We start from the raw sequence: 19,231 nt of genomic DNA on the forward strand, positions 1-19,231 counted from the left end.
ATGATGGTTCTGGTGAGCTATGACGTGAGCACACGCGAGTCCGCCGGGGAGCGCCGCCTCCGGCGCGTCGCCAAGGCTTGCCGTGACTACGGTCAGCGTGTGCAGTTCTCGGTGTTCGAGATCGAGGTTGATCCTGCCCAGTGGACGGTGCTCAAGCATCGGCTGATGGGGCTCATCGACCCAGCGCAAGACAGCCTGCGCTTCTACTATCTGGGCAAGAACTGGAAAACCAAGGTCGAGCACATCGGCGCCAAGGCCGCACTCGATCTGAATGGACCACTGGTTTTCTAAAGGCCGCTGCGAACCCCTAGCTGCGGGGAAGATACCGGGAGGTTCGCGTTTTTCTATCCGGCTGATACAGAAGCTTTTTCCTTTTGCGTCGCCCATCTCGTTGGCATTTGTCCAGGCTTTACTGAACAGGTTCGCGAAATCCGGCGGTATTTCCCTTGCCCGGCTTGGTGTTACCTTGCCGGTGTCGCGCCCCTCGCGGGCGCGTGGGTTGAAACGTGTTTCCGGACGGGGCGCTTGTCATCATCGACGAAGGTCGCGCCCCTCGCGGGCGCGTGGGTTGAAACGACGCCGCTCGTGACGTCATTGAGCGCCACGCCGAAGTCGCGCCCCTCGCGGGCGCGTGGGTTGAAACCCGCCGGTCATCCAGCGCGAATCAGCCGGTGACCACGCGTCGCGCCCCTCGCGGGCGCGTGGGTTGAAACGTCGATGATGTTCGGCTCGCTGGTTTGCATGGTCGGGGTCGCGCCCCTCGCGGGCGCGTGGGTTGAAACAGGTCAAGGACTGGTACGCGGTCGCCGACTCCATGTCGCGCCCCTCGCGGGCGCGTGGGTTGAAACAAGCGTACAAGCTTGAATCCGACGACAAAGGCCAGTCGCGCCCCTCGCGGGCGCGTGGGTTGAAACAGCCTGCCGCACGCGCAGCGTGATGCAGCTCCACCCCGTCGCGCCCCTCGCGGGCGCGTGGGTTGAAACGACCACTGGGTGAAAGAGCAGCTGCGGGTGCGCCAGTCGCGCCCCTCGCGGGCGCGTGGGTTGAAACGCCATCAGTAGCCCCGCCCTGCGTGGTAGAGGCGCAGTCGCGCCCCTCGCGGGCGCGTGGGTTGAAACATCTTGGCTTGAGCGCGAGTTGCGGCCTGCTCGATCGTCGCGCCCCTCGCGGGCGCGTGGGTTGAAACTACCTGTGCCGGTTCAACGGCTCGGCATGGGACGTCGCGCCCCTCGCGGGCGCGTGGGTTGAAACGCCGGCAACGCCTACAGCTGGGTGTTCGACGACGGTCGCGCCCCTCGCGGGCGCGTGGGTTGAAACAGCTTCTGGTTGATCCACTTGTTCATCGACACTTCGTCGCGCCCCTCGCGGGCGCGTGGGTTGAAACATCGCCAAGGCTGGCGGGCTGTTCATCCTGCTGGTCGCGCCCCTCGCGGGCGCGTGGGTTGAAACTACGAATACGGGTTCGAACTCGGCGACGGCTGCGGCGTCGCGCCCCTCGCGGGCGCGTGGGTTGAAACAAGGCCATGTTCTGGCGTTCGCAGCAAGTCGGCATCGTCGCGCCCCTCGCGGGCGCGTGGGTTGAAACGTGTTCCACTGCCGTGAATCGCTCAGGTTCGTGTGTGTCGCGCCCCTCGCGGGCGCGTGGGTTGAAACACCAACAACGCCGCCGAAACGGCCGAAGGCGGCGCGTCGCGCCCCTCGCGGGCGCGTGGGTTGAAACATGCTGCCCCCTTATGCAATCGCGGTTCCGCCGGCCGTCGCGCCCCTCGCGGGCGCGTGGGTTGAAACTTAGAGCCGAGGTGCTGGGAAAGCACCCCTTCCTCGTCGCGCCCCTCGCGGGCGCGTGGGTTGAAACATGTACATGCGTCGCGCGGTGAAGTAATGGGCGCCGTCGCGCCCCTCGCGGGCGCGTGGGTTGAAACTGTTCCACCTTGGCATCCGCGAGGCAGGCATAGGTCGCGCCCCTCGCGGGCGCGTGGGTTGAAACGCCGCCGCTACCCGGTCGCCGTCGTGGCGCAGGTAGTCGCGCCCCTCGCGGGCGCGTGGGTTGAAACCTCGCGGGTCGGGCGCCACCAGGCGCCCTCGCGAGTCGCGCCCCTCGCGGGCGCGTGGGTTGAAACGCCGCCGCTACCCGGTCGCCGTCGTGGCGCAGGTAGTCGCGCCCCTCGCGGGCGCGTGGGTTGAAACCTCGCGGGTCGGGCGCCACCAGGCGCCCTCGCGAGTCGCGCCCCTCGCGGGCGCGTGGGTTGAAACTCCGCCAACCGCGACAGACCAGGCGCTTGGATTGGGTCGCGCCCCTCGCGGGCGCGTGGGTTGAAACCAAGGTGGCGTGATGGACTTCCGCCGGGTCTATGGTCGCGCCCCTCGCGGGCGCGTGGGTTGAAACTCTTTCAGGGCGAGCAAGAGCAGGACAAGGCGCTGGTCGCGCCCCTCGCGGGCGCGTGGGTTGAAACGTGGTGCTGGCGGCGCTCGCAGTCTTCAAGCGCGCAGTCGCGCCCCTCGCGGGCGCGTGGGTTGAAACGTTAGCAACGTGCTGACCGTGCGCATCAACGGGAGTCGCGCCCCTCGCGGGCGCGTGGGTTGAAACCGCAGCGGCATGACCGCCGCCGAGCTCGCCATGGCGTCGCGCCCCTCGCGGGCGCGTGGGTTGAAACCGGCATCAGGCGCGCGTGGTCGGCGTCGGGCTCGAGGTCGCGCCCCTCGCGGGCGCGTGGGTTGAAACACCCGCTACCTCGACTCCCCGGAACTGCTCGGCCGTCGCGCCCCTCGCGGGCGCGTGGGTTGAAACAATTTCACGCAGCCGCACCGCCGCCTGCGGATCGGTCGCGCCCCTCGCGGGCGCGTGGGTTGAAACATAGCGCCACCAGGTCGGCGATGCAGATGTGCGTGCCGTCGCGCCCCTCGCGGGCGCGTGGGTTGAAACGAGTTGTTGCCGGCGCTGTCGGCATGCACCAGATGGTCGCGCCCCTCGCGGGCGCGTGGGTTGAAACTTTCAGGCATCAGCCGTCTCCTGCTCCCGAGACGCGGGTCGCGCCCCTCGCGGGCGCGTGGGTTGAAACCAGCACGCGGATGGGCGCGTATTCCAGGTGGTTTTCGTCGCGCCCCTCGCGGGCGCGTGGGTTGAAACGTGAGGTAAACACTATGGCCAGTCATGCCGAACGCTGTCGCGCCCCTCGCGGGCGCGTGGGTTGAAACTCGACATGCCACTTGTAAGCAGCAATCGCCAAATGTCGCGCCCCTCGCGGGCGCGTGGGTTGAAACAGCAGCGCCTTGAACTTGGTCGCCCGCCACAGCTTGGTCGCGCCCCTCGCGGGCGCGTGGGTTGAAACTTCGCGTGTTCGAGCGCCTTGTCGAGGTTGGCTGCCGTCGCGCCCCTCGCGGGCGCGTGGGTTGAAACCGGCAACTGCGGTGACCACGTGAAAATACCGCCGATGTCGCGCCCCTCGCGGGCGCGTGGGTTGAAACGTGCCCTTGTGGCACGCCTTCAGAGTCCTGCCGTGGTCGCGCCCCTCGCGGGCGCGTGGGTTGAAACGCTCAGATTCCACCGCCGCGGCTTGGGGGCAGCGGTCGCGCCCCTCGCGGGCGCGTGGGTTGAAACACGTCCTGATCCTTGATGGCTTTGCGGGCAGTCTGGTCGCGCCCCTCGCGGGCGCGTGGGTTGAAACCAGGTCATGGGCTTCCACTGGCAGGGCCTCGGCTGTCGCGCCCCTCGCGGGCGCGTGGGTTGAAACCGCGAGGCCACGCTGTCGCAGATCAAGCCGCAGGTCGTCGCGCCCCTCGCGGGCGCGTGGGTTGAAACTGAGACTTCCCCCCGTGGGCGATATAGCCGCAGCCGGTCGCGCCCCTCGCGGGCGCGTGGGTTGAAACAGGTTACAAGTTCAGACGCTGCGATCACTTCGCGGGTCGCGCCCCTCGCGGGCGCGTGGGTCGGAACCGGACCGACAGCAAGGGCACAGATCAAGATGGCCGCGTTGCGCCCCACGCAAGTAGGCTTAGCTGAACGGCCCAACTAACATTGACCCAAACGGGTTTCGAGTTTGCCGCGCGTCATTTCCTTTAATCCCGCAACTCCCGCCCCGTCAGCTTCAAAAACACATCCTCCAGATTCGCCGGCCGGTGCAGATACCTCAGCCCCGGTTGCGCCGCCAGGTGCGCCAGCAGCGGCGCCGGGTCGCGGACGTAGCAGAAGGCGGTTTCGCCGCTGATCTCGAAGCGGTCGGATAGCGCGGCGGCGTGTTGGGCGGCCCAGGTGGGGGCGCCGGCGGAACCGTTGCCGCCATTGCCCCACTCGCCGAACACCTCCACCACCTGCGGTTCGATGTGCGTGGCGATCACTTCGCGCGGGCTGCCGCCGGCGAGCATGCGGCCGGTGTCGAGGATGGCGAGCTGGTCGGAGAGGCGTTCGGCCTCGTCCATGAAGTGGGTGGTGAGCAGCACCGTGGTGCCGTTGCGGATGAGCTGCTTGAGGCGGTCCCAGATGAGGTGGCGGGCTTGCGGGTCCAGCCCGGTGGTGGGTTCGTCCAGCACCAGCAGTTCGGGGCGGTTGACCAGCGCGCGCGCCAGTGTCAGGCGCCGCTTCATGCCGCCGGAGAGCGACTGGATGCGGGCGTCCATCTTGGTTTCCAGCCCGGCGAAGGCGAGCAGCTCGGGGATGCGGGCGCGGATGTCGGCGTCCTTCATGCCGAAGTAGCGGCCGTACACCAACAGGTTTTCGGCGCAGGTGAAGTCGGGGTCGAGGTTGTCGATCTGCGGCACGATGCCGACCCGCATGCGCGCTTCGCGGGCGCGCTCGGGCACCGGTTCGCCGCACAGGCGGATGTCGCCGGCGGTCGGCGTGGCGAGGCCGAGCGCGCAGCGCAGGGTGGTGGTCTTGCCGGCGCCGTTGGGGCCGAGCAGGGTGAAGCATTCGCCCGCGCGCAGTTCGAGGTCGATGCCGCGCACCACCTCGGTGTCGCCGTAGCGTTTGACCAGGCCGCGGATCATCAGCGGCGAGGGCCGTTCGCCGGGCGGGCGGACGGCGTTGGCGGCGGGCAGCGCGGCGGTCATCAGCCGGCCGGCGGCACGGTGGCGGCGAAGCTGGGCCGGGCGAACAGCCGTTCGGCGAAGGCGCTCAGCACCGGGTGGCCGCTGCGCCAGTCGAGGTAGCCCAGGCGCAGGTCGAGATAGCCGAGCGCGACGCCCACGGTGATGTCGCCGAGCTGCAGGGTGTCGCCGTCCAGCCACTGGCGGTCGGCCAGGCGTTTTTCGAGTTCGGCCAGGCTGCGCTGGATCTTGTCGTACTGGCGGTCGAGGTTGAGCGGGCTTTGCTGCGCCTCGGGGCGGCGGCCTTCGAGGTAGGCGGTGACGGCGGCGTCGAGGATGCCGTCGGCCAGCGCTTCGCTCTGGCGCACCCGCACCCGCTCGATGCCGCCGGCGGGCAGCATGGCCGGCCCGACGCCCAGGGTTTCGATGTAGCCGGCGATCACCGGGGAATCGAAGAAGACTTCGCCGCTGTCCAGCACCAGCGCCGGCACCTTGCCCAGCGGATTGACCTCGGGCACGCGGGTGGCGGTCTCCCAGGGCGAATCGACGACCAGTTCGAAGGGGATGTTCTTTTCCGCCAGCAGGATGCGGATCTTGCGGGCGTAGGGGCTGGTGAGCGAAGCGAGCAGTTTCATCGGATGTCCTCGGGGTTGCGTGTGGGGGCGGCCGGCGCCGCAGCCGCCGCGCGGCGGCCGGCCGTGCTCAGGCTGCCTGGCTGGCGGGGGCGACGTTGCGCAGCATCAGGTCGCGGATCAGGTGCAGGCGGCCGTGGAAGAAGTGGTCGGCGCCGGGGACGACGATCACCGGCAGTTCCTGCGGCCGGGCCCAGTCGAACACGTTGTCGAGCGGCACGGTGTCGTCGGACTCGCCGTGGATGATGAGCGCCGGCACGTTCTTGGCCAGCTCCGGGGTTTCGTAGTGGCGGGCGCCGTCGGCGGCGGTGCCGGCGGCCATGCCCACCAGCACGATCTGGCGCGGCGGCGCGATGCCGTCGGCCAGGCGGTTGGCGACGCGGGTCTGGACGAAGCCGCCGAAGGAGAAGCCGCCCAGCACCAGCGGCAGGCCGCCCCAGCGCGACTGCATCCAGGCGATCACCGACAGCATGTCCTCGGTTTCGCCCTGGCCGTGGTCGTGCTCGCCTTCGCTCTTGCCGACGCCGCGGAAGTTGGGCCGCACCGCGGCGTAGCCGAGGTCGCGGAAGGTGCGCGCCAGGGTGTGGGCGACCTTGTTGGTGTTGGCGCCGCCGAAGAGCGGGTGCGGGTGGCAGACGAGGGCGATGCCGCGGACCTGTTCGGGGGCGTCGATCAGCACCTCGATGGCGCCGGCGCCGCCGCGCAGCAGGGCGGATTCGGTGGCAATGGGACGACTGCTCATGGCTTCCTCAAACAGAATCGGGCAGGCGCAGGCGTTCGACGATGCGGCCGTGCGCGAGGTGCTGGTCGATGATCTCGTCGATGTCGTCCTTGTCGACGTAGGTGTACCAGACGTTGTCGGGATAGACGACCAGCACCGGGCCGTCGTCGCAGCGGCCGAGGCAGCCGGCCTTGTTGATGCGCACGCTGCCCTTGCCCTTGAGGCCGAGCGCGGCGGTGCGCTCCTTGGCGTACACCTGCATGGCGCTGGCGCCGTGGTCGTTGCAGCAGGATTCGCCCGCCGGGCGCTGGTTGCAGCAGAAAAAGACGTGGTGTTTGAAGTAGCTCATCGGGTTCTCCGTGGGTGCGCCGATTATAGGCGTCGTTCGCCGGCCAGGTGCTCGCCGCGCCACAGGCCGAGCGCGGACAGGTAGGCGAGCGCGGCGAAGGGCCACAGGCTGGCGACGAGCTGGGTCAGGCCGTGGAAATTGAGGAAATTGCCCTGGTTGATCAGCCGGCGGCCGAGGTAGAGGTAGGGGTTCTCGGGCATCAGGTTGATCAGCGCGGTGGCGGCCAGCAGCGCCGAGCCGGCCAGCGCGTGCTGCAGCACCCGCGGCAGCAGCAGCGCAGTCGCCAGCACGACGCCGCCGGCGGCGAGCCCGCGCGCCGCGCCCGGCGTGAGCCAGGCGAGCGGTTCGCCCGGTACGAAGAAGGTGGCGGTGGCGAGCGACTTGGCACCCAGGCCGAGCGCAAACAGCAGCACCACCGGCCAGGGGCTGGGCGTCTGCATCATGCAGCGTGCGAGCAGGCCGAGCGCCACCACCGAGGTGGCGATCAGCACCGTCTCGAAGCCGATGAAGCGGTCGGGGTTGAAGGGCAGCGGAGCCGGCAGGCCGAGCAGGCTGCGCACGTCGCCGCTGCCGAACAGCAGTCCGTCCGGGGTGAGCTGGGCGAGCAGCCACAGGCCGAGCAGGATCAGCCCGGCGTCGCCGGTGTGGCCGCCGACGATGCGTTCGTTACGCCAGCGGTGCAGGCCGCCGCGGTGGTCGAACAGCGGGTGCGCCCACCACGCGCCGGCGAGCGCGCCGAGCAGCCCGCCGAGCGCATTGGCACCGAGATCGACATTGCTCGAAACCCGTGTCGGCAGGAAGTTCTGCGCCGTCTCCAGGCCGAAGCTCAACGCCGCCGCCAACAGTGCTGCCGTCGCTACGCTGCGCCAGCGCGGCCAGGCGCGCGGCAGCGCCGCCACCAGCACGAAGCCGAGCGGGAAATAGCCCAGCACGTTGAACACCAGGTCGATGGCGAGGAAGTACTTCGGCCACGGCGCCACCATGAAGTCGAACAGTTGCAGGCCGGTGGCCTTCCAGCCGGCGAAGGGGTGCAGGCAGGCGTACACGATGAGCACGCCGTAGGCGAGGGCGAGATTGCGCGGCAGGGAGGACGCGGGGCGCGGGGGCATCGGCGACAGCGGCAGGGCGGATGCCCGAGTGTAGCGGAGCCCGCCGTTTCGTGCCGCGCCGCTGCCGGCCCATACCGGCAGCATGGCGGACCGCTCAGAACGTGTGAATAAATCTACTGCGCGGGTCGATTGCTGCGTTGCTCACTCGCTCACTCCTCGCCTATCTATCTGATATGTCTCGTCGTTCGTTCGCTCATTTGCCAACTGAGGCCTTGCACTCAACCCTGCTCGCTACGATTTCTTCACACGTTCTCAGCGCGGACAGGCGCTGCGCCGGCGCAGGGTGTCGGAAGGGCTTTCGCCGTAGTGCTGACGGTAGGTCTGCGAGAAGCGGCCAAGGTGGGCGAAACCGCAATCGAGCGCGATGTCGGCGATGCGGGCGTCGTCGCCGGCCTGCAGCAGGCGGCGGTGGGCGTGCTCCAGCCGGTACTGGCGCACCAGCTGCATCGGGCTGGCGGCGCGGAAGCGCTGGAAGCCGTCGAGCAGGGTGCGCACCGGCACATCCACCGCGGCGGCGATGTCGCCCAGCCGGATCGGCTCGCAGGCGTGGGTTTCGATCCAGGCTTCGGCGCGGCGCACCACCGCCGGGGCGATGCCGGCGGCGGGCGCTGCTTCGGCCGGGCGGTGCGGCTGGCCGGACAGCAGCAGGGTGAGCAGCAGGCGTTCCAGCTCCACCGCCACGCGCTCGTCGCGCTGTGCCAGCGCCATCAGCTCCGGTTGCGAGGCAAGCAGGCGGAACTGCGCCAGCCAGGGCGCCAGCGCCGGACTGGCGAGGTTCAGCCCGGCGTCGAAGCGCATCAGGTCCACGCCGGTGTGGGCGGCGAAGGCGCTGCGGTCGACGCGCATGAAGAACTGCTCGCAGTCCGGCGAGAAGCGGCCGGCGAACTCCGCCCCGGGAATGCACACCGCGCCGCGGTCGCGCCCGATGGTGGTGCGCTCGCCCATGCTGCGCACCTCGGCGTGGCCGCGCAGGCTGCAGACGAAGAGGTAGTAATCGTCCATCTCGTCGACCACCACGTCCATCTCGTCGCCGAAGTCGAGTGCGCCGATCACGGTGCCGCCGAAACGCACGAAATCCATGTGCGAACGGATGCGGCGCGCGCTGCGCGTGGGTTCCAGTCGATGCGGCTGCAGCACTTCGGCGATGCGCTCGCGGGTGTCGTCGACGTCGTAGGACTCGAAATAGCGGTGCTGGCGGAGCGCGATCGGCTCCGGGCCATGGGCGATTGTTGCCATTGGGGCGCTCCTGACTTTGTGTGCTGCGGGCGTCGGGTAGCCTGGATTTAGCAATGATCGTGCCGCATTGCAGCAGAAGGCGGATGCGGGTTTTGAGGCGGATCAAGCGGGCGGCAGAAAGCTGCGGGAAGTGGACATCGCGGTGCTCCGCCTGCGGTGAACGGATAGAGGCGGGGGCAGCGGGCTGCGCAGAATGGCATCACGGATATCGCAGTGCAGCAAACCGAATGCATCGATGGAGAAGCCGATGAATGCCCCCCTCGCCGCGGCCCCCGCCGCGCCTACCGACAAGCTGGTGTATTTCCCGCGAGAAGACGGTTCGCGGGTGCCCTACGCGGTGTTCAGCTCGCAGGAAATCTACGACCTGGAGCAGGAACGCATCTACCGCGGCCCGACCTGGAACTTCCTCGGCCTGGAATGCGAAATCCCCAAGCCGGGCGACTACAAGAGCACCTTCGTGGGCGACACGCCGGTGGTCGTCACCCGCACCGAAGATGGCGAACTCGCCGCCTGGGTTAACCGCTGTTCGCACCGCGGCGCGATGGTCTGCCGCAATGCCCGCGGCAACGCCAGCTCGCATTCCTGCGTGTATCACCAGTGGAGTTTCGATGCGCGCGGCAACCTGCTCGGCGTGCCCTTCCGCCGCGGCCAGAAGCACATGAGCGGAATGCCCAAGGACTTCGACCCGAAGTGCCACAGCCTGCGCCAGCTCAAGGTGGAGAGCTACCGCGGCCTGCTGTTCGCCACCTTCAGCGACGCAGCGCCGGCGCTGCCGGATTACCTCGGCGCCGAGATGCGGCCGTGGATCGACCGCATCTTCCACAAGCCGATCGAATTCCTCGGCTGTACCCGGCAGTACTCGCAGTCGAACTGGAAGCTCTACTTCGAGAACGTGAAGGACCCGTACCACGCGTCCATGCTTCACCTCTTCCACACCACCTTCAACATCTTCCGGGTGGGGATGGCGGCGCGCTCGATTCCGGATGCGACCCACGGCCTGCACAGCATCATCACCGTGACCAAGAACGAGGAAGAGACGGCGGATGCCTACAAGCAGCAGAACATCCGCTCGATGGACGAAGGCTTCCGCCTGGAAGACGAGTCGGTGCTCGGTCACGTCAAGGAATACGACGAACTGACCACCAACCACATCCAGCCGATCTTCCCGCAGCTGGTGATCCAGCAGATCCACAACACCCTGGTGGCGCGCCAGCTGCTGCCCAAGGGGCCGGGCAACTTCGAGCTGATCTTCCACTTCTTCGGCTACACCGACGACACCCCGGAATTGCGCGAGCTGCGCCTGAAGCAGGCCAATCTCGTCGGCCCCGCCGGCTACATCTCGATGGAAGACACCGAGGCGACCGAGCTGGTGCAGAAGGGCACCAGACGCGACCCCGACGCCTGCTCGGTGATCGAGATGGCGCGCGACAACCCCGGCCAGCAGGACACCGTGATCACCGAAAGCCTGATCCGCCGCTTCTGGGCCGGCTACCAGCAACTGATGGGACTGTGACCACCATGAACACGATGGAACGCATGGCGCTGTGGTTCGAACTCCACAGCCTGCAGGAACGCTACGTCAGCGTGCTCGACAACGACCGGCTGGAGGAATGGCCGGGGCTTTTCACCGAGGATTGCGAGTACGCCATCATCCCCCGCGAGAACGCCGACATGGGCCTGCCGGTGGGGATCATGTGGTGCAACAACCAGCGCATGCTGCGCGACCGCGTGGTGTCGCTGCGCAACGCCAACATCTTCGAAGCCCACAGCTATCGCCACATGACCTCCGGCCTGGAGATCAGCCCGGTCGATGCCGACACCGTGGAGCTGAAGGCCAACTACGTGGTGGTGCAGACCCGCGCCAACGGCGAATCGCAGGTCTACCAGGCCGGCCGCTACGAGGACCGCGTGGTGCGCACGGCGGAAGGCTGGCGCTACCAGAAGAAGCGTGTGATCTACGACACCTCGCGCGTGCAGACCCTGCTCGCGACGCCGATCTGAGGAGCCCGCCATGAGCGACACCAGCGTCATCGAATGGCACGACGTCGGCGTGCCCGAGGATTTCCCCGACAACGGTTCCTGGCCGGTGGTGGCCGGCGGCGTCGAGGTGGCGGTGTTCCGCCTCGGCGACGAACTCTTCGGCCTGCGCGACCTGTGCTCGCACGGCGCGGCCAAGCTGTCCGACGGCTACGTGGAGAACGACTGCGTCGAATGCCCGCTGCATCAGGGGCTGTTCGACATCCGCACCGGCCAGCACCAGTGCGCGCCGCTGACCGAACCGGTGAAGGCGTTTCCGGTACGGGTGGTGGCGGGGCGGGTGCAGGTGGCGGTGTAGCTGCAGTTAGCTCCCTCCCAGCCAGGAGTCTCGGCTTCGCCTCACCGCTCCGCCGGCGGCAGGCAGTGCCTGCCGAAACCCCGGCTACGCCCCCCTTGAAGGGGGAGGGACAAAAGCGTTCTGAATCCCCGGGCCACCCACCCAACTGTTGAAAAGACCCCCGATCCCAGGAGCCCCACCATGTTCCAGCCGAAACACGCAGCTCTCACCCTCGCCCTCTGCACCGCCTTCGCCGCCCATGCCGCCGACCCGATCAAGGTTGGCATTGCGCTCGACATCTCCGGCCCCTTCGCAGCTGCCGGCGCCGAGGCCAAGGACGGCTTCGAGCTCGCCATCGAGAAGCTCGGCGGCAAGCTTGGCGGCCAGCCCGCCGAGTTCATCAAGACCGACTTCGCCGGCAACCCGGAGCAGGCCACCCAGTTGGTGACGCGCTATCTGCAGCGCGACAAGATCGACTTCTTCACCGGCCCGATCGCGTCCAACTCGGCGCTCGCCGTCGGCCCGGCGCTGTTCGCCGCCAAGGTGCCCTTCATCTCCAGCAACCCCGGCCCCAGCCAGTACGCCGGCAAGCAGTGCAACCCCTACTTCTTCGGCCAGTACCAGAACGACACCTACGACGAGGCCGCCGGCAAGCTCGCCAACGAGAAGGGCTACAAGAACATGGTGATCATTGCCCCCAACTACCCGGCGGGCAAGGACCACCTCAACGGCTTCAAGCGCCTCTACAAGGGCAGCCTGAAGGACGAGATCTACACCAAGGTCGGCCAGATCGACTACGCCGCCGAAATCGCCCAGATCCGCGCCGCCAAGCCCGACGCGGTGTTCTTCTTCCTGCCGGGCGCGATGGGCATCAATTTCATCAAGCAGTACATCGGCGGCGGGTTGAAGGACATTCCGCTGGTGGCGCCCGGCTTCTCCGCCGACCAGGACGTGATCCAGGCGGTGGGCGAGCCGATGCTCGGCCTTTACAACACGGCGCACTGGACGCACGACCTGCCGCTGCCGGCCAACACCGAGTTCGTCTCCGCCTTCCGCAAGAAGTACGACGGCCGCTACCCGACGGTGTACGCCGCCATGGCCTACGACGCGATCCTGGCGATGGACGCGGCGGTGCGCGACACCGGCGGCAAGGTGGAAGACCGTGCCGCGGTGGTGAAGGCGCTCGCCAAGCCGAGCTTCAAGTCGGTGCGCGGCGAGTTCAGCTACGGGCCGAACCACTATCCGGTGCAGAACTACTACCTGCGCGTGGTGGAGAAGGACGCCGCCGGCAAGCTGACCAACAAGCTGGTGGGCACGGTGATGGAGAAGCACCAGGACGCTTACGTGGGGGAATGCGCGCAGTAAGAGAGGGTTTTTATTCCTCCCCCTTCAAGGGGGAGGTTGGGAGGGGGATGGGTTTAGCTCCGCGCCGCGACTACCCCATCCCCACCCCAGCCCGGTAGCCGGTGCCAGCGGGCACCGTCGTTCGGCCGGCGGCGAGCAGTGCTCGCCGAAACCCCGGCCTTACCCCCTTGAAGGGGAGGGGGCGACAACCGACTCTCGCTGCAACCCATCGTCACTCCCTTGAAGCGAACCCAAGCCCCATCACCCCCGGAGTCCCCGATGGATCCCATCTTCATCCTCGAACAGCTGCTCAACGGCCTTGGCTACGGCTTCATGCTGTTCCTGCTCGCGGCCGGCCTTACCCTGGTGTTCGGCATCATGGACACCATGAACCTCGCCCACGGCTCGCTCTACATGGCCGGGGCCTACATTGCCGCCAAGGTGCATGAGAGCAGCGGCTCTTTCCTCGGCGCGGTGCTGATCGCCATCGCCGCCACCATCGTGATCGCCGCGGTGATCGAGCTGCTGGTGGTGCGCAGGCTCTACAGCCGCGACCATCTCGCCCAGGTGCTGGCCACCTTCGGCGTCATCCTGGTCGCCGACGACGCGGTCAAGGCCATCTGGGGGCCGTCGCCCATCATGGCGCCGACGCCGGCCGCGCTCGCCGGGCCGGTGCAGGTCCTGGCCGAGCTGCCTTATCCCGCCTACCGCCTGCTGCTGCTCGGCGTCGGCCTGGCGGTGGCGGTGGGGCTCTACCTGCTGGTCAATCACACCCGCATGGGCATGCTGGTGCGCGCCGGTGCCTCCAACCGCGCGATGGCGGAATTCATGGGCGTGCGCGTCGGCCGGGTGTTCTCCTTCGTGTTCGCGCTCGGCGCCGCGCTGGCCGCGCTGGCGGGCGCGCTGATGGGGCCGATCGGCGCGGTGCAGATCGGCATGGGCGAAGCCATCCTGATTCCGGCGCTGGTGGTCATCGTCATCGGCGGCATCGGCTCGGTGCGCGGTGCCTTCGTCGCCGCGCTGCTGGTCGGGCTGGTCGATACCGCCGGCCGCGCCTTCCTGCCGCCGGCGCTGCGCGCCGTGCTGCCGCCCTCGCTTGCCGCCGACCTCGGCCCGGCGCTGGCCGGCATCGCCATGTACGTGCTGATGGCGGCGGTGCTCACCCTGAAACCGGCGGGGCTGTTCCCCGCGCGTGCCTGAGGTCCGTTCCATGAACCAGAGCGCAAGCATTGCCATTGCCGGGCCGGCGCCCGGCTCGGCGGCCCCGGAAGCCGCGGCCGCCGCAGCGGCGAAACCCGCGGTGACTGCACCCCCTGGCGCCGTTCGGCCACCCCGCACGACGGCCGCCGTCATGCTGCCGTGGCTGGTGCTGGCCGCACTCGCCGCCTTCCCGCTGATCGCGCCGCATTTCGAGCTGGAGTACTACGTCGGCTTCGTGCGCCGCCTGCTGATCGTGATGATCGCCGCCACCAGCCTCAACTTCATCCTCGGCTACGGCGGCATGGTGGCGCTCGGCCACGCCGGCTTCATCGGCGTCGGTGCCTACACGGTGGTGGCGATGGTGGAGGGCGGCTTCGGCTCGGCCTGGGCCGCCTGGGGCGCCGCGCTGGCGGTGAGCGCCGCCTTCGCCGCGCTGATCGGCGTGGTGTCGCTGCGCACCCGCGGCGTGTATTTCCTGATGATCACGCTGGCCTTCGCGCAGATGCTCTATTACGTCGCGGTGTCGCTGCGCACCTACGGCGGCGACGACGGTTACGGCATCTACACCCCGCTGTCGCTGGGCTGGTTCGACGGCCTGCATGCCGACATCTTCTACTGGGTGGTGCTGGCCATCGCCGCGCTGGTGTTCGCCTTCGGCAGCCGGCTGGCGGTGTCGCGCTTCGGCCACGCGTTGATGGGCATCCGCGACAACGAAACGCGCATGGCCGCGCTCGGCTACCCGGTGTTCCGCATCAAGCTGGCGGCCTTCACCGGCGCCGGCGCGGTGGCGGGCCTCGCCGGCGCGCTGCTCGCGAGCCACAACGCCTTCGTCAGCCCCTCGCTGATGCACTGGACGGAATCCTCCACCCTGCTGGTGATGGTCGCCATCGGCGGCATGGGCCGGCGCTGGGGCGGCCCGCTGGGGGTGGCGATCTGGCTGACCCTGGCCGAGGTGCTGAAGCTCTACACCGAATACTGGCACTGGCCGATGGGCCTGCTGCTCATCCTGATCGTGTTCTTCGCGCCGCGCGGCGTGGCGGCCTTGTTCGAGCGGAAGGAGAAAAACCAATGAGCCTGTTCGCGGCCCACGGCCTGGTGAAGCGCTTCGGTGGGCTGCTTGCCACCGACCATGTGGACATCGCGGTCGAGCCGGGCGAAATCCACGCCCTGATCGGCCCCAACGGCGCCGGCAAATCGACGCTGGTGAACCTGATCTCGGGCCTGCTGCCGCTGGACGAAGGCTGTTTGGTGCTGGACGGCATCGACCTCACCGGCCTGCCGCCGCACCAGCGCGTGCGCGCCGGCCTGTCGCGCTGCTTCCAGGTGACCAGCGTGTTCAAGGGCGACAGCGTGCTCGACAACCTGCTGCTCGCCGCGCAGGCGCATGCAGGTTCCAGCTTCCGCTTCCTGTCCAAGCGCGCGGCCGAGGACGTGCTGATGGAAACCGCGCTGGCACTGGCCGCCACCGTCGGCCTGGCGGATGTGCTGCCGCGTATCGCCGGCACGCTGCCGCACGGCGCGCAAAGGAAGCTCGACGTGGCGCTGGCGCTCGCCGCGCGGCCCAAGCTGCTGCTGCTCGACGAACCGATGGCCGGCATGGGGCCGGAGGATTCGCTGCAGATGGTGGCGCTGATCGAACAGCTGCGCAGCCGCACCGCGATCCTGCTGATCGAGCACGACATGGACGCGGTGTTCCAGCTCGCCGACCGGATCTCGGTGCTGGTGTATGGGCGGGTGCTGACCTCGGGCGATGCGGCGCATATCAAGGGGCATCCGGAGGTGCAGGCGGTGTATCTGGGGACGGAGGTGGGGGTGTGAAGTCCCCCGTAAGGGATTGCGATGCGCAGCCGTCCATTAGGCGCGCTCTTGTCCCTCCCCCTTCAAGGGGGAGGTTAGGAGGGGGATGGGGTTGGGCTCAGCGCTGCGTAACCCCATCCCCACCCCAGCCCTCCCCTTGAAGGGGAGGGAGAAAACCGCTGCCATCTCCACGCGAGGCATGTCATGAAACACGAACCCCTCCTGACCTGCACCGGCCTCGAAGCCGGCTACGGTGCCAGCCAGGTGCTTTTCGGCCTGGACTTTGAAATCAACGCCGGCGAAGTCGTCGGCCTGCTCGGCCGCAACGGCATGGGCAAGAGCACCACGATCAAGACCCTGGTCGGCGGCCTGCGCGCGAAGAAGGGCGAGATCCGCTTCGGCGGCAAGGCCATCCACGGCGCGCGTGCCGATGCCATCGCCCGCCTCGGCGTCGCTATCGTGCCGGAAGGCCGGCAGTGCTTTCCCAACCTGACGGTGCGCGAGCATCTGGTGGCCTTCGCCGACAACCGCAACGGCCAGCGCGACGCGTGGACGCTGGAGCGGCTGTACGCGCTGTTCCCGCGCCTGAAGGAGCGCGCGAACAACATGGGCAACCAGCTCTCCGGCGGCGAGCAGCAGATGCTGGCGATCGCCCGCGCGCTGTCGACCAATCCGCGCCTGCTCATCCTCGACGAGGCCACCGAGGGCCTGGCGCCGGTGATCCGCGACGAGATCTGGCGCTGCCTCGACCAGCTGAAAGCCGCCGGCCAGACCACGCTGGTGGTCGACAAGTACGTCGAAAAGCTGGTGCTGCTGGCCGACCGCCATCTCATCCTGGAGCGCGGCCGCATCGCCTGGAGCGGCAGCTCCGTCGAACTCGACGGCGATCGCGGCCTGTGGTCGCGCTACCTCGGCGTTTGAACCTTCACGGACCGACTGTCACCGATGAATCCCGCTTCCACCGCCATGATCGCGCCCGCCGAGGGCGCCAGCACCGTCGAACTGACGCCCTCTGGCAAGACCTTCACCGCCGCGCCCGGCCAGAGCCTGCTCGATGCCGGCCTCGCCGCCGGGCTCGCCCTGCCTTACCAGTGCCGCACCGGCGAATGCGGCACCTGCCGCGCCACCGTGCTGGACGGCGAGGTGGAGCACCTGCCGGCGAGCTGGCCGCTGGAAGAGGGGCTGTGCCTGCTGTGCCGCTGCGAGGCGCGCGGCCCGGTGCGCATCGGCTGCGAGGAAGTCGCCGGCGTGCCGGGTCTGCCTTTGCGCAAGCTCGCAGTGCGTGTCGCCAGCATCGAACGGCCGGCGGCCGACGTGGCGGTGCTGCGCCTGCAGCCGCCGGCCGGCCAGACGCTGGATTACCTCGCCGGCCAGTACGTGGACGTGCTGCTGCGCGACGGCCGCCGCCGCAGCTATTCGCTGGCGACGGCGCCGGGCAAGGCCGAGCAGTTGGAACTGCACATCCGCCACCTGCCGGGCGGCGCCTTCACCGAGCAGGTGTTCGGCAGTCTCAAGGTGCGCGACATGCTGCGCATCGAAGGCCCCTTCGGCCGTTTCCATCTGCGCGAGGACAGCGCCGCGCCGATGATCCTGCTCGCCAGCGGCACCGGCTTCGCGCCGATCAAGGCCATCGTCGAGCAGGCCCGCCGCAGCGGCCTCAAGCGCCCGGCCACGCTCTACTGGGGCGGCCGCCGCCGTGCCGACCTCTACTTCCACGCGATGGCGCTGCAGTGGGCGCGCGAACTGCCTTGGTTGCGCTACGTGCCGGTGCTGTCGATGGCCGATGCGGACTGGAGCGGCCGGACGGGATTCGTGCATGAGGCGGTGATCGCCGACTTCCCTGACCTTTCCGCGCACGAGGTCTATGCCTGCGGCGCCCCGGCGATGGTGGACGCGGCGCGGCGGGATTTCGTGGCGCGCTGCGGGCTGGCGGAAGGGAATTTCTTCGCCGATGCGTTCGTGAGCGCGGCAGCGTCCGGCTGAGCTTTGTGCGCTGCGGCATGACGGGCTGGACGGCAACCGCCCGCGCCGCTAGAATCCGCGCCTTCATTGGGGAGTAGCCGCCCTTCACCGTGGTGAAGGGGCTTGCGTCAACACACTTGGCCGTCCGGCCATGGCGCAAGCGGTTCCTGGACTTGGCAAGACCTTTGATCACGATGCCTCCGGTATGGCCGGGGAGGCGCGTGGTCATGGGGTGTTCCGGCCAGGGATCGTCACTAAATGGAAGCCTTCCTCGTCTCCACCAGCATCGTCGCGCTCGCCGAGATCGGCGACAAGACGCAGCTGCTCGCCTTCATCCTCGCCGCCAAGTTCCGCAAGCCCTGGCCCATCGTGCTCGGCATCCTGGTCGCCACCCTGGCCAACCACGCCGGCGCCGGTGCGCTCGGCAGCTTCGTGACGTCGCTGGTGTCGCCGGAAGTCATGCGCTGGGTGCTGGGCCTGTCCTTCATCGCCATGGCGATCTGGACGCTGATCCCCGACAAGTTCGAGGAAGGCGACGCCACCTTCGCCCGCTTCGGCGTGTTCGGCACCACGCTGATCGCCTTCTTCCTCGCCGAGATGGGCGACAAGACCCAGGTGGCGACGGTGGCGCTGGCGGCGCAGTACCAGGCGCTGGTGGCGGTGGTGATGGGCACCACGCTCGGCATGATGATCGCCAATGTGCCGGCGGTGCTGCTCGGCGACCGCATCGCCAACCGCATTCCGGTGAAGCTGGTGCACGGCATCGCCGCGGCGATCTTCGCGGTGCTGGGCGTGGCGACGCTGCTGGGGGCGGGGGAGCGCCTGGGCTTCTGAGCCGGGGGTCGGCCCCGTCAGCGCAGCCTGGCAGGGTCGAGGTTGTTGAAGCCGTCGAGGAAGATGTCGACGATCATCGCCGACAGTTCCGTAGGCTTGATCGAGCCCGACGGCTTGTACCAGACGTGTATCCAGTTGGTCATGCCGAAGAACAGCATGGCCACCGCGATGACCTTCTTGCGGGTGATCTCCGCATCCGGCCGGATGTCCTGCAGCAGCAGCACCGCGCGGTTGATGATGCGGTTCTGGATCTCGGCGGTGGCTTCGAGCGCGGCGGGCTCCAGGTGGCGGGTCTGGGTCAGCAGCACGGTGACCTCCTGCGGCACCCGGATGTACTCGTTGATCAGCGTCGATACCAGCGCGTGCAGCTTGTCGCGCGGCGTGGCGGCGGCTTCGACCGCGGCATCCGCCTTCCACGCCAGATCCTCGATCTTCCAGGCGATCAGCCGGTGCAGGATGGTGTGCTTGGAGTCGTGGTAGTGGTACAGCGAGGATTTCTTGATGCCACACTGCTCGGCAATGTCTTCGAGCAGGGTTTCGTTGTAGCCGCGCTCGGCGAACAGCACCGCGGCAGCGCGCAGGATGTCTTTCTGGCGGTCTTCGAAGTCCAGGGCGCGGGTGCGGGCCATGAGGGTGGGTGCTCGTTCGGCGTGGCCGTGAATTATAGAAGGGCGGCCGGGCGGCGGCAGGCCCCGCCGCCGCGGTGTCGGA

Annotated in this window: 18 protein-coding genes, 1 CRISPR repeat array and 1 riboswitch; of the genes, 11 read left to right on the forward strand and 7 right to left on the reverse strand. The window is 68.5% G+C overall.

All coding sequences use genetic code 11. The annotated features are described in order from the left end of the window. Window positions 1-291, forward strand: coding sequence for a CRISPR-associated endonuclease Cas2 (cas2, locus tag CJ010_RS02305; protein WP_141016544.1), 291 nt, complete (start codon window positions 1-3; stop codon window positions 289-291). 183 nt (window positions 292-474) lie between these two features. Then, window positions 475-3,934: a CRISPR direct-repeat array (repeat unit 32 nt; unit sequence GTCGCGCCCCTCGCGGGCGCGTGGGTTGAAAC). Window positions 3,935-4,056: 122 nt separating this feature from the next. Here cas2 and CJ010_RS02310 read toward each other — a convergent pair. The 6 genes from CJ010_RS02310 to andR form a co-directional block, all read right to left on the reverse strand. After that, window positions 4,057-5,046, reverse strand: coding sequence for an ATP-binding cassette domain-containing protein (locus CJ010_RS02310; RefSeq protein ID WP_141016545.1), 990 nt, complete (start codon window positions 5,044-5,046; stop codon window positions 4,057-4,059). Further along, window positions 5,046-5,657: a glutathione S-transferase gene (locus tag CJ010_RS02315; RefSeq protein WP_141016546.1), complete on the reverse strand. Its 612-nt coding sequence runs from the start codon at window positions 5,655-5,657 to the stop codon at window positions 5,046-5,048. Before CJ010_RS02315 ends, CJ010_RS02310 begins: the two co-directional genes overlap by 1 nt. Window positions 5,658-5,724: 67 nt before the next feature. Continuing rightward, window positions 5,725-6,396, reverse strand: a complete 672-nt coding sequence (locus tag CJ010_RS02320; protein ID WP_141016547.1) for an alpha/beta hydrolase — start codon at window positions 6,394-6,396, stop codon at window positions 5,725-5,727. A 7-nt stretch (window positions 6,397-6,403) separates the two neighbouring features. Continuing rightward, window positions 6,404-6,724 (reverse strand): ferredoxin, encoded by a 321-nt coding sequence (locus CJ010_RS02325; protein WP_141016548.1) that lies wholly within the window; start codon window positions 6,722-6,724, stop codon window positions 6,404-6,406. 23 nt (window positions 6,725-6,747) lie between these two features. Continuing rightward, a complete protein-coding gene (locus CJ010_RS02330) occupies window positions 6,748-7,833 on the reverse strand; it encodes a VanZ family protein (protein ID WP_141016549.1) in 1,086 nt (361 codons plus the stop codon). 252 nt (window positions 7,834-8,085) lie between these two features. Continuing rightward, window positions 8,086-9,069, reverse strand: coding sequence for an anthranilate 1,2-dioxygenase regulatory protein AndR (gene andR, locus CJ010_RS02335; RefSeq protein ID WP_141016550.1), 984 nt, complete (start codon window positions 9,067-9,069; stop codon window positions 8,086-8,088). A gap of 247 nt (window positions 9,070-9,316) precedes the next feature. On the opposite strand from andR, the gene andAc reads away from it, so the two are divergent. The 10 genes from andAc to CJ010_RS02385 all read left to right on the forward strand — a co-directional run bounded on the left by andAc (window position 9,317) and on the right by CJ010_RS02385 (window position 18,520). Next, window positions 9,317-10,582: an anthranilate 1,2-dioxygenase large subunit AndAc gene (gene andAc, locus CJ010_RS02340; protein ID WP_141016551.1), complete on the forward strand. Its 1,266-nt coding sequence runs from the start codon at window positions 9,317-9,319 to the stop codon at window positions 10,580-10,582. A 5-nt stretch (window positions 10,583-10,587) separates the two neighbouring features. Beyond that, on the forward strand, window positions 10,588-11,070 hold the full coding sequence (andAd, locus tag CJ010_RS02345; RefSeq protein WP_240794477.1) for an anthranilate 1,2-dioxygenase small subunit AndAd: 483 nt from the start codon (window positions 10,588-10,590) through the stop codon (window positions 11,068-11,070). Between the two features lie 10 nt (window positions 11,071-11,080). Further along, entirely contained in the window at window positions 11,081-11,404 is a 324-nt protein-coding gene (gene andAb / locus CJ010_RS02350) for an anthranilate 1,2-dioxygenase ferredoxin subunit AndAb (RefSeq protein ID WP_141016552.1), read from the forward strand. Window positions 11,405-11,584: 180 nt separating this feature from the next. Then, window positions 11,585-12,748 carry an ABC transporter substrate-binding protein gene (locus CJ010_RS02355; protein WP_141016553.1) on the forward strand — a complete coding sequence of 388 codons (1,164 nt, stop codon included), beginning with the start codon at window positions 11,585-11,587 and terminating at the stop codon, window positions 12,746-12,748. 258 nt (window positions 12,749-13,006) lie between these two features. Then, the gene (locus tag CJ010_RS02360; RefSeq protein WP_141016554.1) at window positions 13,007-13,927 is read left to right on the forward strand and encodes a branched-chain amino acid ABC transporter permease; all 921 of its coding nucleotides are present in this window, start codon (window positions 13,007-13,009) and stop codon (window positions 13,925-13,927) included. Window positions 13,928-14,078: 151 nt separating this feature from the next. Next, window positions 14,079-14,999, forward strand: a complete 921-nt coding sequence (locus CJ010_RS02365; protein ID WP_141020537.1) for a branched-chain amino acid ABC transporter permease — start codon at window positions 14,079-14,081, stop codon at window positions 14,997-14,999. Continuing rightward, a complete protein-coding gene (locus CJ010_RS02370; protein ID WP_141016555.1) occupies window positions 14,996-15,745 on the forward strand; it encodes an ABC transporter ATP-binding protein in 750 nt (249 codons plus the stop codon). The genes CJ010_RS02365 and CJ010_RS02370 overlap by 4 nt, the downstream gene beginning before the upstream one ends. A gap of 183 nt (window positions 15,746-15,928) precedes the next feature. Then, window positions 15,929-16,645: an ABC transporter ATP-binding protein gene (locus CJ010_RS02375; protein ID WP_141016556.1), complete on the forward strand. Its 717-nt coding sequence runs from the start codon at window positions 15,929-15,931 to the stop codon at window positions 16,643-16,645. A gap of 24 nt (window positions 16,646-16,669) precedes the next feature. Next, a complete protein-coding gene (locus tag CJ010_RS02380; protein ID WP_240794478.1) occupies window positions 16,670-17,707 on the forward strand; it encodes a CDP-6-deoxy-delta-3,4-glucoseen reductase in 1,038 nt (345 codons plus the stop codon). Window positions 17,708-17,763: 56 nt separating this feature from the next. Next, window positions 17,764-17,936: riboswitch (yybP-ykoY riboswitch) on the forward strand. A gap of 8 nt (window positions 17,937-17,944) precedes the next feature. Continuing rightward, complete coding sequence (locus tag CJ010_RS02385; RefSeq protein ID WP_141016557.1) at window positions 17,945-18,520, forward strand: TMEM165/GDT1 family protein; 576 nt, start codon at window positions 17,945-17,947, stop codon at window positions 18,518-18,520. Between the two features lie 17 nt (window positions 18,521-18,537). On the opposite strand, the gene CJ010_RS02390 is transcribed toward CJ010_RS02385, so the two are convergent. Beyond that, window positions 18,538-19,149, reverse strand: coding sequence for a TetR/AcrR family transcriptional regulator (locus CJ010_RS02390; protein ID WP_141016558.1), 612 nt, complete (start codon window positions 19,147-19,149; stop codon window positions 18,538-18,540). Window positions 19,150-19,231: the final 82 nt, after the last annotated feature.

The sequence above is a fragment of the Azoarcus sp. DD4 genome, from assembly GCF_006496635.1.
GTDB lineage: Bacteria > Pseudomonadota > Gammaproteobacteria > Burkholderiales > Rhodocyclaceae > Azoarcus.

Bases quoted from the DNA above. Each gene is read 5' to 3' on its own strand.
- CJ010_RS02355 (WP_141016553.1), top strand. From the start codon at position 11,585: ATGTTCCAGCCGAAACACGCAGCTCTCACCCTCGCCCTCTGCACCGCC.
- CJ010_RS02370 (WP_141016555.1), top strand. From the start codon at position 14,996: ATGAGCCTGTTCGCGGCCCACGGCCTGGTGAAGCGCTTCGGTGGGCTG.
- CJ010_RS02385 (WP_141016557.1), top strand. From the start codon at position 17,945: ATGGAAGCCTTCCTCGTCTCCACCAGCATCGTCGCGCTCGCCGAGATC.
- CJ010_RS02390 (WP_141016558.1), bottom strand. From the start codon at position 19,149: ATGGCCCGCACCCGCGCCCTGGACTTCGAAGACCGCCAGAAAGACATC.
- CJ010_RS02325 (WP_141016548.1), bottom strand. From the start codon at position 6,724: ATGAGCTACTTCAAACACCACGTCTTTTTCTGCTGCAACCAGCGCCCG.
- CJ010_RS02330 (WP_141016549.1), bottom strand. From the start codon at position 7,833: ATGCCCCCGCGCCCCGCGTCCTCCCTGCCGCGCAATCTCGCCCTCGCC.
- cas2 (WP_141016544.1), top strand. From the start codon at position 1: ATGATGGTTCTGGTGAGCTATGACGTGAGCACACGCGAGTCCGCCGGG.
- andAd (WP_240794477.1), top strand. From the start codon at position 10,588: ATGAACACGATGGAACGCATGGCGCTGTGGTTCGAACTCCACAGCCTG.
- CJ010_RS02375 (WP_141016556.1), top strand. From the start codon at position 15,929: ATGAAACACGAACCCCTCCTGACCTGCACCGGCCTCGAAGCCGGCTAC.
- CJ010_RS02310 (WP_141016545.1), bottom strand. From the start codon at position 5,046: ATGACCGCCGCGCTGCCCGCCGCCAACGCCGTCCGCCCGCCCGGCGAA.
- CJ010_RS02320 (WP_141016547.1), bottom strand. From the start codon at position 6,396: ATGAGCAGTCGTCCCATTGCCACCGAATCCGCCCTGCTGCGCGGCGGC.
- CJ010_RS02365 (WP_141020537.1), top strand. From the start codon at position 14,079: ATGCTGCCGTGGCTGGTGCTGGCCGCACTCGCCGCCTTCCCGCTGATC.
- CJ010_RS02315 (WP_141016546.1), bottom strand. From the start codon at position 5,657: ATGAAACTGCTCGCTTCGCTCACCAGCCCCTACGCCCGCAAGATCCGC.
- andAb (WP_141016552.1), top strand. From the start codon at position 11,081: ATGAGCGACACCAGCGTCATCGAATGGCACGACGTCGGCGTGCCCGAG.
- andR (WP_141016550.1), bottom strand. From the start codon at position 9,069: ATGGCAACAATCGCCCATGGCCCGGAGCCGATCGCGCTCCGCCAGCAC.
- CJ010_RS02380 (WP_240794478.1), top strand. From the start codon at position 16,670: ATGAATCCCGCTTCCACCGCCATGATCGCGCCCGCCGAGGGCGCCAGC.
- andAc (WP_141016551.1), top strand. From the start codon at position 9,317: ATGAATGCCCCCCTCGCCGCGGCCCCCGCCGCGCCTACCGACAAGCTG.
- CJ010_RS02360 (WP_141016554.1), top strand. From the start codon at position 13,007: ATGGATCCCATCTTCATCCTCGAACAGCTGCTCAACGGCCTTGGCTAC.